General features: G+C 74.5%; 17 protein-coding genes and 2 pseudogenes. 2 read left to right on the top strand and 17 right to left on the bottom strand.

Features of this window, described 5'->3' with window-relative positions; genetic code table 11:
* The first annotated feature begins 52 nt into the window (after positions 1-52).
* Entirely contained in the window at positions 53-592 is a 540-nt protein-coding gene (locus ACFFHU_RS05625) for a DUF1990 domain-containing protein (protein WP_377336413.1), read from the top strand.
* Between the two features lie 177 nt (positions 593-769).
* Here the strand turns inward: ACFFHU_RS05625 and ACFFHU_RS05620 are convergent, their stop codons facing one another.
* The 12 genes and pseudogenes from ACFFHU_RS05620 to ACFFHU_RS05565 form a co-directional block, all read right to left on the bottom strand.
* A complete protein-coding gene (locus ACFFHU_RS05620) occupies positions 770-1,690 on the bottom strand; it encodes a DNA-3-methyladenine glycosylase family protein (protein ID WP_377336411.1) in 921 nt (306 codons plus the stop codon).
* A 267-nt stretch (positions 1,691-1,957) separates the two neighbouring features.
* Positions 1,958-3,025: a Pecanex-like protein 1 gene (locus ACFFHU_RS05615; RefSeq protein ID WP_377336409.1), complete on the bottom strand. Its 1,068-nt coding sequence runs from the start codon at positions 3,023-3,025 to the stop codon at positions 1,958-1,960.
* A gap of 46 nt (positions 3,026-3,071) precedes the next feature.
* On the bottom strand, positions 3,072-3,944 hold the full coding sequence (locus ACFFHU_RS05610) for a DUF4142 domain-containing protein (protein WP_377336407.1): 873 nt from the start codon (positions 3,942-3,944) through the stop codon (positions 3,072-3,074).
* A gap of 224 nt (positions 3,945-4,168) precedes the next feature.
* Complete coding sequence (locus ACFFHU_RS05605) at positions 4,169-4,828, bottom strand: hypothetical protein (protein WP_377336404.1); 660 nt, start codon at positions 4,826-4,828, stop codon at positions 4,169-4,171.
* A 284-nt stretch (positions 4,829-5,112) separates the two neighbouring features.
* Positions 5,113-5,901 (bottom strand): anti-sigma factor family protein, encoded by a 789-nt coding sequence (locus tag ACFFHU_RS05600; RefSeq protein WP_377336402.1) that lies wholly within the window; start codon positions 5,899-5,901, stop codon positions 5,113-5,115.
* Complete coding sequence (locus ACFFHU_RS05595) at positions 5,898-6,581, bottom strand: sigma-70 family RNA polymerase sigma factor (protein WP_377336399.1); 684 nt, start codon at positions 6,579-6,581, stop codon at positions 5,898-5,900. The genes ACFFHU_RS05600 and ACFFHU_RS05595 overlap by 4 nt, the downstream gene beginning before the upstream one ends.
* Positions 6,582-6,667: 86 nt before the next feature.
* The gene (locus ACFFHU_RS05590) at positions 6,668-7,516 is read right to left on the bottom strand and encodes a spermidine synthase (RefSeq protein WP_377336397.1); all 849 of its coding nucleotides are present in this window, start codon (positions 7,514-7,516) and stop codon (positions 6,668-6,670) included.
* 65 nt (positions 7,517-7,581) lie between these two features.
* Positions 7,582-8,559 carry a hypothetical protein gene (locus ACFFHU_RS05585; protein ID WP_377336395.1) on the bottom strand — a complete coding sequence of 326 codons (978 nt, stop codon included), beginning with the start codon at positions 8,557-8,559 and terminating at the stop codon, positions 7,582-7,584.
* Positions 8,560-8,562: 3 nt separating this feature from the next.
* The gene (locus ACFFHU_RS05580) at positions 8,563-11,034 is read right to left on the bottom strand and encodes an AAA family ATPase (protein WP_377336393.1); all 2,472 of its coding nucleotides are present in this window, start codon (positions 11,032-11,034) and stop codon (positions 8,563-8,565) included.
* Positions 11,034-11,300, bottom strand: a pseudogene (locus tag ACFFHU_RS05575) (exonuclease sbcCD subunit D); the annotation flags it as partial. The gene ACFFHU_RS05580 and the pseudogene ACFFHU_RS05575, both read right to left, overlap by 1 nt.
* Positions 11,301-11,489: 189 nt before the next feature.
* Positions 11,490-12,371, bottom strand: a pseudogene (locus ACFFHU_RS05570) (metallophosphoesterase family protein); the annotation flags it as partial.
* Between the two features lie 10 nt (positions 12,372-12,381).
* On the bottom strand, positions 12,382-14,145 hold the full coding sequence (locus tag ACFFHU_RS05565; protein ID WP_377337289.1) for an ATP-binding protein: 1,764 nt from the start codon (positions 14,143-14,145) through the stop codon (positions 12,382-12,384).
* Positions 14,146-14,371: 226 nt separating this feature from the next.
* Here ACFFHU_RS05565 and ACFFHU_RS05560 point away from each other — a divergent pair, with 226 nt between their 5' ends.
* Positions 14,372-15,346, top strand: a complete 975-nt coding sequence (locus ACFFHU_RS05560) for a CapA family protein (RefSeq protein ID WP_377336391.1) — start codon at positions 14,372-14,374, stop codon at positions 15,344-15,346.
* A 33-nt stretch (positions 15,347-15,379) separates the two neighbouring features.
* Here the strand turns inward: ACFFHU_RS05560 and ACFFHU_RS05555 are convergent, their stop codons facing one another.
* The 5 genes from ACFFHU_RS05555 to ACFFHU_RS05535 all read right to left on the bottom strand — a co-directional run bounded on the left by ACFFHU_RS05555 (position 15,380) and on the right by ACFFHU_RS05535 (position 19,149).
* Complete coding sequence (locus ACFFHU_RS05555; protein WP_377336389.1) at positions 15,380-15,616, bottom strand: DUF433 domain-containing protein; 237 nt, start codon at positions 15,614-15,616, stop codon at positions 15,380-15,382.
* A gap of 123 nt (positions 15,617-15,739) precedes the next feature.
* Positions 15,740-16,129, bottom strand: coding sequence for a hypothetical protein (locus ACFFHU_RS05550; protein WP_377336387.1), 390 nt, complete (start codon positions 16,127-16,129; stop codon positions 15,740-15,742).
* The gene (locus ACFFHU_RS05545) at positions 16,129-16,431 is read right to left on the bottom strand and encodes a FeoC-like transcriptional regulator (RefSeq protein WP_377336385.1); all 303 of its coding nucleotides are present in this window, start codon (positions 16,429-16,431) and stop codon (positions 16,129-16,131) included. The genes ACFFHU_RS05550 and ACFFHU_RS05545 overlap by 1 nt, the downstream gene beginning before the upstream one ends.
* 28 nt (positions 16,432-16,459) lie before the next feature.
* A complete protein-coding gene (gene feoB / locus ACFFHU_RS05540) occupies positions 16,460-18,916 on the bottom strand; it encodes a ferrous iron transport protein B (RefSeq protein ID WP_377336382.1) in 2,457 nt (818 codons plus the stop codon).
* Positions 18,916-19,149, bottom strand: a complete 234-nt coding sequence (locus ACFFHU_RS05535) for a FeoA domain-containing protein (protein ID WP_377336381.1) — start codon at positions 19,147-19,149, stop codon at positions 18,916-18,918. Before ACFFHU_RS05535 ends, feoB begins: the two co-directional genes overlap by 1 nt.
* Positions 19,150-19,292: the final 143 nt, after the last annotated feature.

Raw genomic sequence — 19,292 nt, 5'->3', positions numbered from 1 at the left:
CTGCCCGGCCGCCCTGTCCACCACATCGTGGGCGTGCCCGTAGGCTCGCCGGATGACGCGGGATGACCGGATGGCCGACCTCACGTACCCGGAGGTGGGCGCCACGGAGCCGGCCGTCACCGGCCACGGCCCGCTGCCGGCCGGATACCGCCACCTGCGGCACCGCGCCGAGCTGGACCCGGCAGCGTTCGCGGCGGCCGGCGCCGCGGTGCTGAGCTGGCGCATGCACCGGGCCATGGGCATCCGGATCACCGCATCCGCGCCCCGGGCCGCCGCCGGGGTCACGGTCGTCGTGGGGCTGGGCGTGGGTCCGGTACGGCTGTCCGCGCCGTGCCGGGTGGTCTGGGCGGTGGACGACGACCGCCGGGCCGGTTTCGGGTACGGCACGCTGCCCGGCCACCCCGAGCGCGGTGAGGAGGCGTTCTGCGTCGAGCGCGATGACGCCGGCCGGGTCTGGTTCACGGTGGCCGCGTTCAGCCGGCCGGACCGCTGGTTCACCCGGGCCGCCGGGCCGCTCGTGGTGGCCTTCCAGCACGGGTACGCCCGCCGCTGCGCCGCCGCGCTCCGCCGGCTGACCCGGCCCGCTGCCTGACCCGCGGCTGACCCGGCCCGCTGCCTGACCCGCCGGCTGACCCGGCCCGCTGCCTGACCTGGCCGGCTGCCTGACCGGGGCCGCTGCTGAGCGGGGGGGTCTGGCGTACCGACAGACCCGCACAGTAGCCGCGCTCCGCGCGACTGGGCTGGCGGCGCCGTGACGCGGCTAGGTCGGCTAAAACCGGGCGAAGGAGCGGATCGGCATCCGTGGACCGAACTTCGGCGCGTGCAGCCCGCCGGCGGCCAGCAGCACGCAGACCCGCCCCCGGTGCCCGCGGAACGGTTCGAGCAACGTCAGCATCCGGGCGTCGTCACCGCGCGGCTCCGCCGCCAGCGCCCAGCTGACCATGTTCGGGATGTGGAAGTCGCCCACGCTCACCGCATCCGGGTCGCCGTACGCGGTCCGGACGACCTCGGCGGCGGTCCACGGGCCGATGCCGGGGATGGCCACGAGCCGGCGGGTGGCCTCGGCCGCGTCGGCGCAGCGTTCCAGCCGATCCGCCTCGGCGGCGGCCCGGCGCAGGGTGTCGGCACGGCGTTGTTCCACCCCGAACGGGTGGAACACCCAGTACGGCGCGGCGGCCACCTCGGCCGGAACGGGCGGGGTCCATAGCCTCGGCACCGGGCCGGGGGCCGGCGACCCGAACCGGCGGACCGTGGCGGCGTACGCCCGGAACGCCTCGGTGCCGGTCACCTTCTGCTCGAAGACCGCCCGGAGCAGCCGGGGAAAGATCAGGCCGGTGGCCGGCATCCGCAGCCCGGCGAAGGTGTGCGCCAGCCGCGCCACCACGGGGTGCCCGGCCGCCAGCGGCAGGAATCCGGTCGGATCGTCGCGGAGCCCCGCGACCGCGTCGGCCCGGTCCACCAGCCACGCGCCGCCCGGCCCGTACCCGGTGGCCAGCAGCCGCGGGCCGGCCGGGCGCAGGCACAGCGTGCCGGGTCCGTCGGGGGTACGGGTCGACCACCAGAACCGGCCGTCGACGAGCCGCGCGCACGGGTCGTGGGCGCCCATGGCCAGCTCACGGACCGTGCCGGCGAAGCGATAGCCGGGCGGCGGCGTGAGCGCCCGCTCGGCGGTCTCCCCGGTCCCGGTCACCGGCTCACTCTGCCATGCCGGCGGCCGCCCGCGACACACCGGCACCGGGCCGGACCCGGGACGGCGAACGGCGCCGGGACGCTGTCGCGTCTCGGCGCCGTTCTCTTCCCGGAGCGGATCGGATGAGACCGATCGGCCGGTCCGGGCCTCCTCTGTTGCCGGTGGCCGGGGCTCATCCGCCTGCGGGTTGGGGGACCGGGCGTCGCCGCCGTGGCCGGTGTGACTCCGGCGGCGACGCCCCTGCTGCTCCGGGGGCCTGTGCTGCGGTCAGCGAACGGTGAGCCGGACGCTGTCGAAGGCCGGGATCTGGTTGGCCCGCTGCATCATCGGGATCCGGTGCGAACCGTCACCGGCCCACACCGCGCACTGCGCCAGCCCCTGCTTGGTCAGACCCGGAACGGTGATGGTGACCTCGTCCGGGGTGGCGCCGCCCTTGCTGTCCTCGGTGGCCACGAAGAAGTCCGGCACCGGGTCGGCGGCCGGGGCGCTGTTGGTGGTGGCCAACATCCGGCAGGCGGTGTGGAAGTGGCCGCGGACCAGACCGTCGGCGGTCAGCAGCGAGCTTTCCTTGTAGTAGCCGCCCTTGCCGGCCGCGAGGAACCGGTCCCGGACCAGGTTGCGGGTGCTCACCTTGATGGTGAACGTCTGGCCGGTCCGGACCGACCGGGGCGCCGAGGTGATCAGCAGGGTCGGGTTGTTGGCCGCGTTGCCGACCTCGCCGAACTCGGTGGTCACGCACCGGTCGCCGTTCTGGAAGCCGTCGTGCGGCGGGAACTTGCTGTTGTCGCAGTTGTTGGCGAGCACCTCCAGCGGAGCGGCGGAGGCGCCGCTGCTGCTGCCCGCGGCGGGGGCGCTGGCGCCGCTGCTCGGCGCGCAGTTGCCGGTCCGGCCGCTCCGGGTCCCGGTGGCCGAGCCGGCCTCCTGGCCGTCGCCCGGGTGCTGGACAGCTCCGTGGTCCTTGTACGGGGCGCCGGTCGGGTTCATGCCGTTCCGCGGCACCGACGTGGCGCCACCGGTGGCGCTGCCGCTGTTCGCGGTGTCGGCCTTGGCGGCGCCGCTGGCGTCGGCGGCCGGGGACGCGGGAGCGGTGGCGGCGCCACCCGTGCCGCCGGTGGACCCGGCGCTCGCCGAGGCGTCGCCGCCGGGGGCGGCGGTCGCGGTGGCCGGCGGGCAGCTGGCGTGGTGCCGCCGAGCCTGCGTGTTGGCCAGCGAGACCTGGGTGACTGCGATGAGCGCACCGAACGCGCCGACGGTGGCGATCGCGGCGATGATGCGTCGCTTGCGGGGGTCACGCTCCTGGTTGCGGCGAGCGTATCGGCGGTTGGTGGAGTTCACCGGAAGGCACCTTCCATCTTCTGTGTGGGACTGGACGCTGAGCGCGTCATCGGGGGCGGACGAGTCGAACGGTGCTGTACGCGCCGGCCAGCACGGCTGCGGCGAGGACGATCCAGATCACGGTCGGGCTCATCCGGCCGCCACTGGAGTACAAGGTGCCCTTCTTGGCCGTCTCGGCGGCCTCGGCGGCCGCGCCGGCCGGCGCCGGCGGCGGGGCCTTCGGCAGGGACTGGTAGTCGACGAGGCCGGAGCTTTCCAGCAGCGTCATGTGGGTCATCACGAACGCGTTGGCCTGGGCGGCCAGCCGGCGGACGACGTCGTTGCGGGTGCTGGCCCGGATGATCCCGATAGCCGGGAAGATCTTGCCGTGCGCGGCCCGGAGCCGGTCGACGTAGATCCGGTCGAACTGCGGACCGGAGGACTCGCGCATCTCCTTCAGCCAGCCCTGCTGGTCGGTGTTCGGCTCGTCCGGCAGCGCGATGCCGAGCTCGGCGGCCGCCTGCCGGTCCATGGCGTCCAGCACCTTGTGCTGCGGCCCGATGTTCCGGCCGATGTACTTGATCCGGTCGTTGGTGCCCTTCTGCACGGCCATCTGGCTGGCCGGCATCTCCCACAGGCCGGCGAGCCGCACCTTGACGACGAAGTCCCGGTCGGCCGCGGTGATCGGGCCGTTCGCCGAGGGGTTGCCCGGCAGCAGCTCGATCGGGTTCGGCACCGGGCCGTTCGGGTCTCCGGAGGGCGCGGCCTGCGGCAGGTGGGCACCGAGCGTCCCGGCGAGCGGCGGTCCGGCCGCCGCGGTCCGGTCGGCGGCGGCCGCCAGGCCGGGCGCCGCCACCAGTCCGCCGAGCAGGACACCGGTCAGGCCGGTGACCACAGCCGCCGCCAATCGCAGGCGTCGGGAGGGGCCGGTTGCCGTCATTGCTAACCCTTTCATGTTCATTCGAATAATGACGACCGTAGGTAACACGCAGGTCTTGGTCAACGCTTCTCTAAGGAGATGGCGATTATTTATGACCAATTTAAGAATCATTTTTTGGGAGCAGTTCTGATCCGCCGGCATCCTCCGAACGGACGATGCCGGCGGTTCGTCACGGCCGGCCACGCTCTTGGCGCCGGTGGCCGGCCGCCGCTTTCGGCGCCCAATCAGTAGGACGAGCCTCCGGCGTCGCCCGAACCGGCGTCGGCCGCGGGCGGCGGAGCCACCGCCTTCGGCGGCGTCTTCGGTACGCAGGTGAGGTTTTTCTTGCCCTCGGGGGTGATCACCCACCAGGTGTTGCCGACGCCCTGGCCCTTCCACTGACCCGGCTTCTTGTCGCCGATGTAGCGGTAGACGGGCCAGCCGCCGATGGTGATCTGGCGGGTGCCGTCCGGGCGGTCCACGGTTCCGATCTTGTCGTCGCTGACGCCCTGCAACTGCGGGTTGCCGTCGGTCAGCGCCGGCGGCCAGACCCGGGCGCAGGTGTCCACGCAGTTCGACGTGGGCGGGTTGGCGGAGTCCTTGTCGAAGCGGTAGAGCACCCAGCCCTTCTGGTCGGTGACCACCGCGCCCATCCGGGGCAGTTTCTTGGCGGCCAGCGTGTCGGTGAGGGCGACGTTCTCCGTCGTGGGCGCCGCGCCCGAACCCTCCACCGCCGGCGTGCCGGTCGGCTCCGCCGAGGCGCCGGCCTCGGCCACCGGCCCACCCGACGCGCCCGCCTGTACGCCGCTGGCGTTGTTGGGGTTGTAGCCCGCGGGGGCGCAGGCTGTGGCGGTGAGGGTGGCCATCGCACCGGCAACGATGACGGATCGCTTGATCAGTGCCACGTGCCCTCCTTCGTCAAGTCAGGTCGCATCGGAGTACGCGGACCGGTCCCGACCGGATGAGGCGATAGACAGTGGACAAAGTCACAGAGATTCGGTGAACCGCATCCGGCGTTCCTACGTACATCCGTTACGCCCTTGTGTGGCCGGGCGGCGGGACGGGCAGGGGGGCACCGGAAATGCCGGCGCTCGGCGCTTTGGGTAATTGCTTCGACGCGTACGGCAACGGCGGACGCCAGCCATTTCCGGGCGTCCGCCGACTGCTGTTGAAACTCTGCGTGCGGCGTTCAGAGCCGCACGGTGACCAGTGGCGTGGCCACGCCCTTCTGATCGATCGACTGCACCTGCACCCGGTCGATGTCCTCTCGGGGCACCGCGGTGGCGGCCTGGAGCAGCAGCGGCATGCTCTGGCTGGCGGTTCCGTACCCGGTGACCGGCACCATCCAGGTGGAGACCACCTCGGAGCCGCCGCCGTGCCGCAGGACGACGAGCCGGCAGTTGCGCGGCCCGGGCAGCCGGGAAATCGCGAACGACAGCTGCGTACCGAACGGCTTCGACGCCAGGATGAGATCGGCCCGGACCCCCGTGCTGTCGTCGGTGGCCGTGTGCTTCTCTCCGCCCTCCAGGTCGGGGCCGCCGAAGCCGGGCCCGGGCTCGCCGTTGACCCAGGTGTCGCCGGGCGCGGGCGTGCTGGTCGTCGCGGTGGGCGCCGGCGGTGCGGCCGTGGTGCGGGTGGCCGAGTGCCGGCCGATGGTGAGCGCGCCGCCGGTGGCCATCACCAGCACGATGAGGCCGGCCGCGATGGCCAGGGACTGCTGGCGGCGGCTGCGCCGGCGGTCCCGGGCCACGGTGACCAGCATCCGGTCCAGCATCGCGTCGTCGGCCGGCGGCCGATCCAGTGCCGGCAGCGTCGTCGGGTCGACCTCGCTCAGCAGCTCGACGACCGGGATCAGCGTCTCCAGTTCGGCGGCGCAGGCCCAGCAGCCCGCCAGATGCTCCTCGAACCGTTCGGTGTTCTCCGGGTCGAGCGCGCCGATCGCGTACGCCCCGACGTCCGAGTGGTCGGCCCGGCTCATTCTGTCACCCCCCGCTCCTGGAGCGCCGTGCGCAGCGCGCGCAGCGCGTAGTAGACCCGGGACTTGGCCGTCCCCAGCGGCAGTCCCAGCTCCTCGGCGGCCTCCGGCACCGTCCGGCCCCGGAAGTACGTCGAGATGAGGATTTCCCGGTGCGGCTGGCTCAGCGCGCGCAGCGCGTCCGACACCGTCATGGTCCGTAGCACCCGCTCGGTGTCGTCCGCCTCGGCGAACGCCTCGAGATCCCGGTCGTACGTCTCGGTCGGCCGGGCCCCCTGGCTGCGGTGGTCGTCGATGGCGATCCGTCGGGCGACCGTGACCAGCCAGGGCCGCAGCGACGACTGACCCTGCGCGCCCAGCCGGTGGGCGTTTCGCCAGGCGCGCAGCAGGGTCTCCTGGACGATGTCCTCGGCGCGCTGCCGGTCGCCGCCGGTCAGCCGCAGCACAAAGGACAGTAACGGGCCCGAGTGCTCCTCATAGAGCTGGCGGACGAGGTTCTCGGAATGCACCGCTTCGCCTGAGCCGGCGGAGTGCCTGCCGGCGGCAGATCGTGGCATCACCGGGTCATCATTGCCGCCCGCGGCCCTTCCGTCGACAACCGTCCATCGTTCGATCGGACGCCGCCCAGTGGTGGCAAGCATTCCGATCCGGCCAGCTTGCCACCCGCCCGCTAGCGCATGCATCCGGACCCTCCGTTCTGGCGGTGCGGTGTGCTGTCACTACCGGGCGCCGCCACATGGTACGGACGCCGGGGGCGGCCGGATTAAGGCTACGGAAAGATTCCCGCGGGCGGCGGCGTCGAGGGTCGCGCGGCGCTGTCCGGAACCGCCCGGGCGCCGCCGGCGAACCGGTCCAGCTCGTCGGCCGCCAGCACCCGGCCGGGGAACCAGTCCCCGGCGGCCCGCCGGGCCAGGCCGGCCACCGGCAGTTCGCCGCGACCGGCCAGCAGCACCAGGTTGCCGAACCGGCGGCCGCGCAGCACGGCCGCGTCGGCCACCAGGCACACCCGGGGGAAGGCCGAGCGCAGGGTCGCCACCTGGCCGCGGGCGTACCGCAGCGGCGGGCCGTCGGCCACGTTGCCCAGGTACGCGCCGGTCGGCCGGAGCACCCGGGCCACCTCCGCCACGAACTCCACCGAGGTGAGGTGGGCCGGCGTCCGGTCGCCGGCGTACACGTCGACCACCACGACGTCGTAGCCGGCGTCGCGCTGGCCGCCCAGCACGGCCCGGGCGTCGCCCACCCGTACCCGCAGCCGGGGATCGGCCCGCCACGGCAGGTGGGCGCGGACCAGGTCGACGAGCGCGTCGTCGTACTCCACCACCCGCTGGTGCGAGCCCGGCCGGGTGGCCGCCACGTAGCGGGGCAGGGTGAGCGCGCCACCGCCGAGGTGCAGCACCCGCAGCGGCGCGCCCGGCGGGGCGATCAGGTCCACCGCCGCGGCCATCCGGCGGACGTACTCGAACTCCAGGTGGGTGGGGTCGGCCAGGTCGACGTGCGACTGCGGGGCCCCGTCCAGCAGCAGGGTGTACGCCGTCGACCGGCCCGGGTCGGGCACGATCTCCGCCCGGCCGGTGTCGACCTGCGCGACGATCCGGTCGTCCCCCCGCCTGCGTGCCACCCAGGAAGTGTAAGGAAGGGCCCCTTCTTATCGGTTTTGGTATAGGAAGGGGCCCTTCCAAACACTCAGCGTGCGGAGCGGGACGCGGCCATGGTGAGGGCCCGGTGCAGCAGCCGGGCGTCGCCGAGCAGCCCGCGCAGCCGCCGCTCAAGCCCGGCGATCGGGATGAGGTTCTGCGGCGCGCGGGGATCCTTGTACGGCGTGGAGGCGAACCGGGGCAGCGTCACCAGGGACAGGTCGGCCAGCGCCACCGCCTCGCCGGTCGGCAGGTCCGGCGAGCACTCCACCCGGACGATGCCGGCCCACGGCGCGCCCGGCGAGCCGGGCAGGCGGAGATACCACGACCAGCCGCCCCAGGCGGTGCCGAGGTGGAACACCGGTGAGCGCTGCCCGGGCGCCAGCGCGGTGACCACGGCCGCCAGCCGGCCGTCGAGGTACTGGCTGTGCTGGGTCTTGACGTACCCGATGGTCCGCGGAAGCTGGCGGCGGTTGCGCAGCGGGCCGTCCACCACCAGCAGGTCCCGGCCGTCGTCGGCGGCCGGGACGTCCCCGCGGGCCGCGCCGGACACCTCGACCTCGAGCGCGGTGAGCGGGCCCTGCACGGCGACCGGCAGCTTGCTCTGCTCGCCCGGGGGCCGCACCCGGTGCACCGGGTAGTGGATCCCGCCCGACCGCACGTCCGCCGCGGACGGGCTCGCCGTGAACAGCCCGCGGGCCACCCGGGCCCCGGCCAGCTCGGCCACGCCGCGGCGCAGGTCGCAGCGGACCACCCCGGCCGCGTACGAGGCGGCCAGCCCCGGGTACGAGGTGCCGTCGTCCTCCCGGGTCCACATCCCGGCGTCGATCCGGCGTACCCCGTCCACCAGCAGGACCACGTCCGGCGCCCGCACGTCGCCGGGCGCGGTCAGCGGGCGCCACGCGGCGGCCGGCACCTCCACGTCCGGATCGACCTGCGCGCTGCTCGGCGCGGCCGGGCCGGCCGGGGCGGCCTCGAACGAGGCCCCGTACGCCGGGTCCCAGGCGTCCACGAACAACCGGGGCACGCCTCAGCCCACCCGCTCCACCCGGGCCGTCCGGGCGTCCTTGCGGACCTCGAACCGCACCGGCACCCGCTCGGCCAGCGCGGGCACGTGGGTAACCAGCCCGACCATCCGGTCGCCGCGGGCCGCGAGATTTTCCAGGGTGGCCGCCACCGTGTCCAGGGTGGCCGCGTCGAGGGTGCCGAAGCCCTCGTCCAGCACGATCGACTCCAGGCTCGCGGAGGTGGTGGACAGCCCGGCCAGCTGCTCGGACAGGGCGAGCGCCAGCGCCAGCGACGCCTGGAAGGTCTCCCCGCCGGACAGCGTGCGCACCCCCCGCCGCAGCCCCGCGTCGTGTTGGTCGATGACGAAGAACTCGCCCTTGTCGTGGACCAGGTCGTATTGCCCGCCGGACAGCTCGCGCAGGATCCGCGACGCGCCCTCGACCAGCAGGTCCAGCGCCTCGGCCAGCAACCAGCGCTCGAAGTTGTTGGCTCGCAGGTGCCCGGCCAGAGTGCGCGCCACCCGGCCGGCCCGCTCGTGCTCGGCGCGCCGCTCGCGCAGCTCCCGCGCCTGCTCGCGCCGCTCGGCGGCCCGGCGCAGGTCGGCCTCGGCCCGCTCCAGGGCCACGGCCGCGGATCGCTGCGGGTCGTCGCCGGCGTCCAGCCCGGCCGCGTCGAACAGCGCCCCGATCCGGGCGCGGGCGGCCGCCACCGCCGCGTGCGCCGCGGCCACCGCCGCGGCCACCCCGTCCCGGGCCGCCCGCCGCCGGTCGGCCTCGCCGGCCGCCCAGCCGCACAACCCGGCCCAGGCGGCGGCCAGGTCGTCCCGCTCGGCGGCCGGCGGCGCGAACTGCGCCAGCCCGTCCCGTACGGTGTCGAACCGGCGCCAGGCCGCGCGTACCCGATCCTCGGCGGCCTCGACCTCGGCCCGCACCCGGCGGGCGTCCTCGCGGGCCCGGCGGACCGCGCCGCCCGCGGCCTCGAGGTCGCGGCGCAGCGCGGCCACGGCGTCGAGGTCCCGGCGCAGCGCCGCCGGGCCGGGGGAGTCGGCCAGCCGGTCGGTCAGCTCAGCCAGCCGAGCGTCCAACTGGTCGTGGGTGGCCCGGCCCCGGTCCAGCCGGCGCTCCCGCTCCCGGACGTCCCGGTCGCGCTTCTCCAGCTCCGCGCGCGCCTTGTCGGCCGCGGCCCGCGCGGTGTGTCCGGCCGCCTCGGCGGCGGCCACGGCCGAGCCGGCCGGCATCCCGGGCACCCGATGCACCGGCTGCTCGCACACCGGGCAGGGCGCCCCGGCCACCAGCGCGGTGCGCAGCGCCGCGGCCCGGTCCGCGGTCTGGGCCTCGGCGTACGCCGACCGGGCGGCCTCCAGCTCGGCGGTGGCCCGGTCGGCGCCGGCCCGCGCCCGGTCCCGGGCCTTGACCGCCTTGGCCAGCTCCGCCTCGGCCGCGGCCAGCTCGCCGGTCAGCGACCCGGCCTCGCCGGCCACCCGGTCCCGCTCCTCGTGCGCGGTCAGCAGCAGGGTCAGCGCCGCCGGGTCGCCGGCGCCGGCCAGCTCGCCGCGCACCTTCTCCTCCTGCTCCTCGGCCCGACCCACCGCACCGGCCGCAGCGGCGGCGGCCGCGCGGGCGTCGGCCACGGCCCGGGCCAGCGTGCCCGCGTCGGCCGGTGCCGCCACCCGATCCAGCTCGGCCAGCTCCGCGTCCAGCGCCACCAGCTCGCCCTCGGCCGCCGACACCGCCGTACGCAGCCCGTCCAGCTCGGGTACCTGGCCGGCCACCGTCGCGGCCAGCTCGCGCCGGGCCGCCACCAGGTGCTCGGCCTCGGTCACCGCCGCGTCGTCCGCCCCGGACAGCCCGGCGAGGAGCTGGTCGACGGCGGCGAGCCGCTCGTCGGCCTGGCCGGCCCGGGCGGTGGCGCGCTTCTGGACCTCCTCGTAGACCCCCAGGCCGAGCAGGTTCACCAGGATCTGCTGCCGGGTCGCCGGCTTGGCGTGCAGGAAGTCGGCGAACTGCCCCTGCGGCAGCACCACGCAGCTGGTGAACTGGTCGTACGGCAGGCCCACCGCGTCCAGCACCGCCTGCTCCATCTCGGCCGGCGTGCCGGCCAGGACCTCGCCGAGGTCGTCCGGGCTCATCCCGGTGTCCAGCCGGTTGATGTCGAAGCCGGGCGACATCAGCTGCAGGCCGGCGTTGCCGGTCTTGGCGTTGCCGCGGGCGTCCCGCCGGACCACCCGGGTGGCCACGTAGCGGGCGCCGGCGGACTCGAAGACCAGCCGGACCCGCGCCTCGGCCGTGGACGGCGCCAGCGCGTTGCCGATGCCGCGGCTGCCGCCCCACCGGGGCACCTGCCCGTAGAGCGCGAAGCAGATCGCGTCCAGCACGGTGGACTTGCCCGAACCGGTCGGCCCGATCAGGGCGAAGAAGTCCGCGTCGGTGAAGTCGATCGTCGTGTCGGCGCGGAAGACGGTGAATCCGTGCAGGTCCAGGCGCAGGGGACGCACTACCGGTCGACCTCCTCGTACAGCTCGTCGAACAGCTCCCGCACCCCGTCCTCGGCCGCGCCGCGGCTGTCCAGGTAGTCGCCGAACAGCTGCCGGGGGGACCGCCCGGCCCGCTGCGCGGCCCGGCTGCCGGTGCCGGCCGCGCTCAGCATCTCGGGGTCGATCCGCACCTCCAGCGCGTTCGGCAGCAGCTCCTGGACCTCCTCGCGCAGGCCGGCGCGGGGGGTCTCGCGGACGTACACCCGCAGCCAGCGGGCCGGCGCGGCGCCGGCGGCGTCGCCGGTTCCGGCCGGATCGTCGGTTCCGGCCGGATCCGCGGTGCCGGCCGGATCCGCGGCGCCGATGGGATCCGCGGCGCCGGCCCCGTCGCCGGACCCGGTCGCGGCATTGCCGCCGGCCGCGCCCCCGGTGTCCTGGCCCGTCTCCTGTCCGCCGGTCGGGCCGTACCGGTCGGCGAGCCGGGTCAGGTCGGCCAGCGTGCCGCGGACCGTGCGCAGCGTGGCGGCCGCCGTGATCGGCACCTCGCGCGCCTTGGCCGCCGACTGGGCGGTCACCTCCACGACGGTCACCGACGGCACGTTCTCCTCCTCGCCGAAGTCCACCGCCAGCGGGCTGCCGCTGTACCGCACCGGGCAGGGCGCTATGACCTGCTGCGACCGGTGCAGGTGGCCGAGCGCCACGTAGTTGGCGCTGGCCGGGAAGACCGTCGCGGGCACGGCGTACCCGAGGACCGTGTGCGCCTCCCGCTCGCCGCCGCCGGCCTGCGCCCCGACCACCGTGAGGTGCCCGGTGACCAGGTGCACCCGGCCGGGCTCGTCGAATCCCTCGGTGAGCCGGCCGAGCAGCCGGCCCACGTGGTCGGCGTACGTCTGGGTGGCCTCGGCCGCGGTGAGGTCGTACATCTCGACCGCGCGCACGGCGTACCGCTGGGACAGGAACGGCAGCGCCACCAGCCGCCACGGCTCGCCGCCGGCGGTGTGGCCGTCGATCACGTGGTCGGCCGCGCTGTCCCGGACGCTGCCCCGCAGCACGATCCCGGCCGCCTCGGCCCACGGCCGCAGCGCGTCCAGCGCCGCGCCGTTGTCGTGGTTGCCGCCGATGGCCACCACGTCGGCGCCGGTGTTGCGCAGCGCGGTCAGGGCCCGGGTGACCAGCCGGGTGGCGTCCGGGGTGGGCGCGGCCGTGTCGTACAGGTCGCCGGCCACGATGACCAGGTCGGGCCGCTCGGCGCGGGCCACCTCGACCACCTGGGCCAGCACCGCGATGTGCTCGGCCGTGCGATTTTGCCCCTTGAGGACCTTGCCGACGTGCCAGTCGGAGGTGTGCAGGATCTTCATGTCGGCCCGCTCAGAACGGGATGTCGTCGTCGGAGATGCCGCCGGCCCGCGAGCCCACCACCACGAACGGGTCGGCCGCCTGGGTGATCGACCGCATCGTCTCCGACGGCGCGGCGCCGGCCTCGGCCACCCGGGTCGCCCAGGCCGGGAACGGGAACTCCAGGCAGAGCGGCACCGGGATGTCCGGCTGGTTGACGAACATGGTGCCCGGCTTGGCCAGCAGCGCCCGCTGGCGCTGGGCGGGCGGCAGGAAGCCGTACTCCGGGCGGGACGCCTCGGCCGGGTCGAGCCGGCCCACCACCTTGATGGCCGAGTTGGTCATGATCCGCCGCTCCACCTCGCTGGCGGTCTGCTGCGCCCCGATCAGGATCACCCCCAGCGAGCGGCCCCGCTCGGCGATGTCCAGCAGGACCTCCTTGATCGGCGAGGAGCCCTCGCGCGGGGCGTACTTGTTGAGCTCGTCCAGCACGACGAACAGCAACGGCTTGGCGGTGCCGGACTTCTCCTTGCGTTCGAACTCGGTTTTCAGTGTCACGCCGACCACGAACCGCTGCGCCCGGTCCGGCAGGTTGTGCAGGTCGACCACCGTGACCTGGGCACTTGCTGCCGTATTGATGGCGTGCGGGCGGCGGGTGGCCAGGTCGCCGCGGATCAACCGGCTCAGGTCCCGCTTGCTGTTGATGAGCCGGCGGGCGAACGCGTTCACCGTGCCGAGCCCGACCGCGCTGCCGGCCCACTCGGCTCGGGTCTCGTCGTCGGACAGCTGCGCCACCACATGGTCGACCAGGTCGGGGTAGGAATTCAGCCGGACCCCGTCGATGCTCACGCCGCCGTCCGCGGGCTGCGCGTGCCGGGCCAGGTGCGCGGCCACCGAGTGCACCACCATCGTGTACTGCTGGCGCTCGTCGTCGGCGTCGGCGAAGACGTACGGCAGCAGCCGGTCGGCGCAGAACTCGGTGAGCGTCCAGTAGAAGCTGTCCACCCCGGTCAGCCGGCTGGTCACGTCGGGCGTGCCGGACGAGTCGCCGGCGCGCGGCGGGGCGTAGACGCGGACGTCCGCGAACGGCCCGGCCGGCAGCCCCAGCCGGGCGTACGCCGCGGTGGTCGGCTGGTCCAGCCGGGTGTTCGGATGGTCGAGGAAGAGCAGGTCCTCGCCCTTGACGTTGAAGATGAGCGCCTTGGCGTTCACGGCGTCGCCGCCCAGCACGCCGGAGCGGAACACCGAGTAGAGCAGGAAGGTGGCGAAGCTGGTCTTGGTGGCCACCCCGGAGATGCCGGAGACGGAGACGTGCGCGCCCCGGCTGCCGTCCAGGAAGTCGGCGTTCAGGTAGACCGGCACGCCGTCCCGGCCCATCCCCATCGGCACCCGACGGTCCATCCGGTCGAAGTGCAGCGCCCGGGCCCGGGCGTCGCCCTCGGCGCGGTGCACCAGCGCGCCCGGCTCCGGCGGCACGTACAGCTCCGGATCGACCCGGGTGGTGGTCACCTCGGCCGCCTCCTGTACCAGGGCCGGCAGCGTGCCGTCGGCGATGGCGAAGACGTCTGAGTCGAACTGCGCGCCCTCGTGCCGCGCCCGGACCTGCGTCACGACGCCGGCGATCAGCACCGGCTCCCGGTCGGGCAGCTCCCGCCGGGTCACCACCACGTCGTCGAGCTGGAGGTAGCTGCCCGGCGCCACCGCGGTCCAGAACTGCAGGGGAGTGGCGTCGGCGGTGCCGAGGACCCGGCCGACCGCCTCGCCCGCCGGCTCACCGGTGGTGGGTTCGTCGGTCATCGCGCCGGCCTTCCGTCCGCATGGTCATCGCACACCTGTTGCATCCTGCCCCACCGGTACGGCCCGACGCCAAGCGACGCGGCCGTGAGTTGGATGAAAGGAAGGGACCCTTGTTATCGCTTTCTGTAGAGGAAGGGCCCCTCGTTCACGCTGTGGTGCTGGCGTGTCACCCGGCGGAACCGTTGCGGGGCGGTCCGCCCCGAGTGCCTGTCGCTAGGGTCGGCAAGTGCGACAGCGGATGGTGCTCGGCGGGGACGTCAACATCCAGGGCCGGCGCGATCCGGCGAAGGCGTTCGCGGGACTGCGGCAGGTGTTCGAGCCGGCCGACGTACGGTTCGTCAACCTGGAGGGCGCGCTGGCGGCGCCGTCCATCGACGGGGTCGACATTCCGCACAAGCCCGGCTGGAGCCACTCCGATCCACGGATGGTCGAGGCGCTTGTCACAGCCCGCATCGACGGCGTGAGCTGCGCCAACAACGTCACCTACCCGGCCGGGGCGATGCTGGCGAGCCTGTCGGCGCTGGACGCCGCCCGCATCGGGCACTGCGGCGCCGGCCCGGATCTGGACTCCGCGTACCGGCCGTTGCTCATCGAGCGCGACGGGACCCGGTTCGGTTTCCTCGCGTACACCTCGATCGCCTTTCCGTACGGCCATGCCGCCGGGCCCGGGACGCCGGGTGTGGCGACGATCCGCGCGACCACCTCGTACATCCCGGATCCGCGCGTGGCCGAGGTGCCGGGCCGGCCGCCGACGGTGCTCACCGAGGCGTACCCGGACCAGCTCGCCCGGTTGGTGACCGACGTGGCGGCGCTGCGGGATCGGTGCGACGTGCTGGTGGTCTCGTGCCACTGGGGTGTGGCGGATCAGCCGCCGTGCCACTACCAGCGGCAGATTGGCCGGGCCGCCGTCGACGCCGGGGCTGACCTGATCATGGGGCACGGCCCGCACTCGATCGGCGGCATCGAGACGTACGCCGGCCGGCCGATCTGCTACAGCCTCGGCAACCTGGTGTTCGACTGGCCCCGGATGACGGGCCGGCATCTCGACGGGTTGCTGCTGGACTGCGCCATCGAGGACCGCCGGCTGCGTACGATCACCGTCCGCGCCACCCGGCGTAATCCCGACAACGAGGTACGACTGCTCGACGGCTCATCCGAGGCGTCGGTGCTGGCCGCCGTCGCCGCACAGTCGGTGGCTTAGATTTCGGGGAAAGATTGGCATCTACCAGCGGCTTCATGCGGCGGTTGGTGGTGAGAGGGGAAGCTCTCGCTCCTGCATCGCAACGGCGGCAAATCCCTCGACCGCGAGGACATCGTCGCGGTCGAGGTAGGGGTAGTCGGCCAAGACCTCGGCGACGGACCTACCGGCGGCGAGCTGACCCAGTACCGCGGTGGCGGTCACCCGGGTATCCCGGATGCAGGGCACTCCGCCCATCCGGCCCGGGTCGACCGTGATCCGTTCGTGTGGCATGGGCTCGAATCTACCGCTCGGGAGCATGTCGACTGCCCAGCGCGGATCGGCGCGCCGGTCCCGCTCAGCGCGGGCGACCGTGGTGCCTTTCGGCGTGCGGACTGGAACGGTCGCTCGTGCGGATCACTCGCCGAATCGGCAGGGACGGGGCCGCTCAAGGCGCGTCGCATCCAGTACGACATCGTCGTCCCGGTCCGGCAACGGTACCGGCCCCGGCTCGCTGAGCAGGTAGAAGGCGGCTGCGGGCCGTCGTCGTACCCAGGCCAGCACGTCCTCGCGGGTTCCCTCGACCTCCTCGATGCCGGCCGGTTCGCCGTTCGGGCCCGGCGATTCGAACGGGTCCTGCCAGCTGGCGGCCCACACGATCTCCGGCGTCGACGTACCGATGTCCTTCAGGTGAACGAAGATGGTTCCGTGGCCGGGCCGCGGCGTGTCGAGACGTTGCGGCGTATCCGGGGGCAGCGGCGTACCCGGCGGCAGGTAGTGCCGGGGCATCGACGGATGGTCGCCCATCACCCGTCCGTTCCCGGGCGGCGGGCGATGGTGATGCCGAGCAGGACCGGGCCGCCGGCGGTCGGCGTGCCGCAGCCCGGCGAGCCGCCCTTGCCGGACGAGCAGCCGCCGCAGCCGCCGCTCGGGCAGCCGCGACCGATCTCCTCGACCGTGAGCCGTCCCTTGCGGACCCAGTAGTCGACCATCGAGTCGATTTCGTCCCGGCCGACCCCGACCCGCCGGGCCACGTCGTCCAGGCTCACCCCGCCGCGCTCGGCCGCGCGGATCTCGGCGAGCACCCGCCGCAGCGGCGAGGCGCTCACCACAGCGGGCTCCGCGCCGGCGCCGCTGTCACCACAGCAGGCTCCCCACCTGGAAGACGGCCACCGACAGCACCCAGGCCACGACGAACTGGATGCCCATGCCGATCAGCGTCCACCTCGTGCCGATCTCGTGCCGCTGCGCGGCGACCGTGGCCATGCAGGGCGTGTATGCGAGCAGGAACACCATGAACGCCAGCACGGCCGCGCCGGTGTGCCCGTGCGAGGTGGCCTGGAAGGTGGCCCCCAGCCGGTCGCCCAGCCCGCCCGCGTGGTGCAGGTCGGCCGGTTCGGCGGCGCTGTACGTCTGCGCGAAGGTGGCCACCACGGCCTCCTTGGCCACGAAGCCGGTGATCAGCGCCGAGGAGGCGTGCCAGTCGGCGTACCCGGCCGGGGCGAAGACCGGGGCCACGGCGTTCGCGGTCACGCCGTACAGGCTGTGCCGGACCGGGCTCTCGCCCGCCGCGGCGGCGCCGACGGAGATCGAGGAGAGCAGCCAGACGGCGGTAACGGTGGCCACGATGATTCCGCTGGCGGTCCGCAGGAAGCCGGCCAGCTTCTGCCAGGTCTGCGCGCCGATCACCCGCATCGTGGGCCGACGGTACGGCGGCAGCTCCAGCACCATCGCCTCCCGGGTGTGTCCCCGGAACAGCGTCCGGCGCAGCGCCAGCCCGATGCCGATGATGAGCGCGATGGACAGCACGTACATCCCAAAGACCACCGTGCCGGCTGCGCTGCCGAAGAAGATGTTCGCCAGCAGCACGTACACGGTCAGCCGGGCGCTGCAGGTGACGTATGGCACGAGTAGCCCGGTGAGCAGGCGCTGCCGGGTGTCGCCGAGGATCCGGGTGCCGGCCACGGCCGGCACGTTGCAGCCGAAGCCGACGACCAGCGGCAGGAACGCCCGGCCGGGCAGGCCGATCAGCCGCATGAAGCGGTCCACCACGAACGCCGCCCGCGCCATGTAGCCGGAGTCCTCCAGCAGCGCCAGCAGCACGAACATGATGGCCATCAGCGGTACGAAGGTGAGCAACTGCCCGACGCCGGAGACCAACCCGTCCAGCACCAGCCGGCCGAGGAAGCCGCGGGCCCCCACGCCGACGGAGTCCAGCAGCCAGGACGTCCCGTCCCGGGCCGGGCCGTCCAGCAGGGCCTGCAGGCCCGCCTGCAGCGGCGCGGCCACCCGGGTGGTGGCGACGAAGACCCCCCACATCACCAGCAGGAAGGCCGGCAATCCCAGCCAGCGGGAGGTGAGCACCCGGTCGATCCGGTCCGACCAGGTGACGCCGCCGGCCCCGCTGCGGCGTACCGCGGCGGTCACCACCTCGTGCACCCAGCCGTACCGGCGCTCGGCCACCAGTGTCTCGACGTCGAGGTCGTCGAGGTCGCCGATGTCGGCCAGGTCGTCGAGGCCCGCGTCGCCTGCCGGTGCGGCCGGCCCGCCTGCCGGTGCGGCCGGCCCGCCCGCCGGTGCGGCCGGCCCGCCCGCCGGTCCGGCCGGCTCGTCGGCCAGCATCCGCTGGCGCAGCTCGGCCAGCCGGGGCTCCAGGGTGGCCAGCTCGGCGCGGGTGTCCGGCGGCAGCGCCGCCAGATGGTCGCTGTCCGGGCCGTCGGCGAGCAGTTGCAGCGCCAGCCACCGGGCCGGGAACCGGCCGGCCACCGAGGGCCGGGTGGCCAGCTCGGCGGTCAGCTCGGCCACCGCGTCCTGTACGGCCCCACCGAGGTCGACCGGGTCGGGTCGGCGGGCCGGGCCGGCCGCGGTCAGCGCGGACACCACGGCCGCGCCCAGCTCCGCGCCGCCCTGCCGGCGCCGGGGCACGACCGGCACCACCGGTACGCCGAGCCGGCCGGCCAGCGCCGCCGGGTCGATCCCGATGCCCCGGTGTTCCGCCACGTCGGCCATGGTCAGCGCCACCACCACCGGGATGTCGGTGGCCAGCACGTGCGCCAGCAGGTACAGGTTGCGGGCCAGGTTCGCCGCGTCCAGCACCACCACGGCCAGCTCCGGGCGGCCCGTCAGGCCGCGGTCCACCAGCAGGTCGCGGGTGAGCTGCTCGTCGGGCGAGGCCGGCAGCAGGCTGTACGTCCCGGGCAGGTCGACCACCTCGACCGTGTGCCCGGGCAGCCGCCAGGTGCCGGTGGCCACATGCACGGTCTTGCCGGGCCAGTTACCGACGTGCTGCCGGGCCCCGGTCAGCGCGTTGAACAGCGTGGACTTGCCCACGTTCGGGTTGCCCACCAGGGCGATCCGGCCGAGGTGCCCGGGGCGCGAGCCGACCGGCTCGGCCGGCGGCAGGGTCTCCAGGACCGGCTCGCAGCACGGCGCCGGCCGACCCCGCGCCGCGCCGGTGGTCGTGGCGCTGGCCGGGTGGGTGGCCGCGCTGGCCGGGTCGGTGGCCGCGCTGGCCGGCCGGGTGGTGGCGCTGGCCGGGCGGGTGGTGGCGCTGGCCGGGCGGGTGGTGGCGCTGGCCGGGCGGGTGCGCGGCATCAGGCCGGCACCGGCGCCGGCGACACGAGCACCGCCCGGCAGGCCTCGACGTCCAGGGCCAGCCGGGCATCTCCGAGCGCCAGCAGCAGCCCGCCGGTCGCTCCCCGGCCCAGTACGCGAATGCCGCGTCCGGGCACGAAACCCAGCTCAAGCAGCCGGCGGCGCAGCTCGCGGGGAGCGCGCACGGCGCTCAGCAGCGCGGTGCCGCCGACGCGGACCTCGGTGAGGTTCATCCGCTTTGCCTCTCGGGGTGCACTGTTATAAGGCAAGCCTAAGGTAACAGGAGGCGAAGGCCGCTCGTCCATCCCTCGCCGGATCGCGGCCCACCTCTCACCCGGCGCGCCGGCGGTGATCGACATGTTAGGAAGGGCCCCTT

Source organism: Plantactinospora siamensis (genome assembly GCF_042434095.1).
In the GTDB taxonomy this organism is placed as follows: domain Bacteria; phylum Actinomycetota; class Actinomycetes; order Mycobacteriales; family Micromonosporaceae; genus KBS50.
Note: the sequence above shows the minus strand (reverse complement) of the source record. Positions and strands in the feature narration are given on the sequence as shown.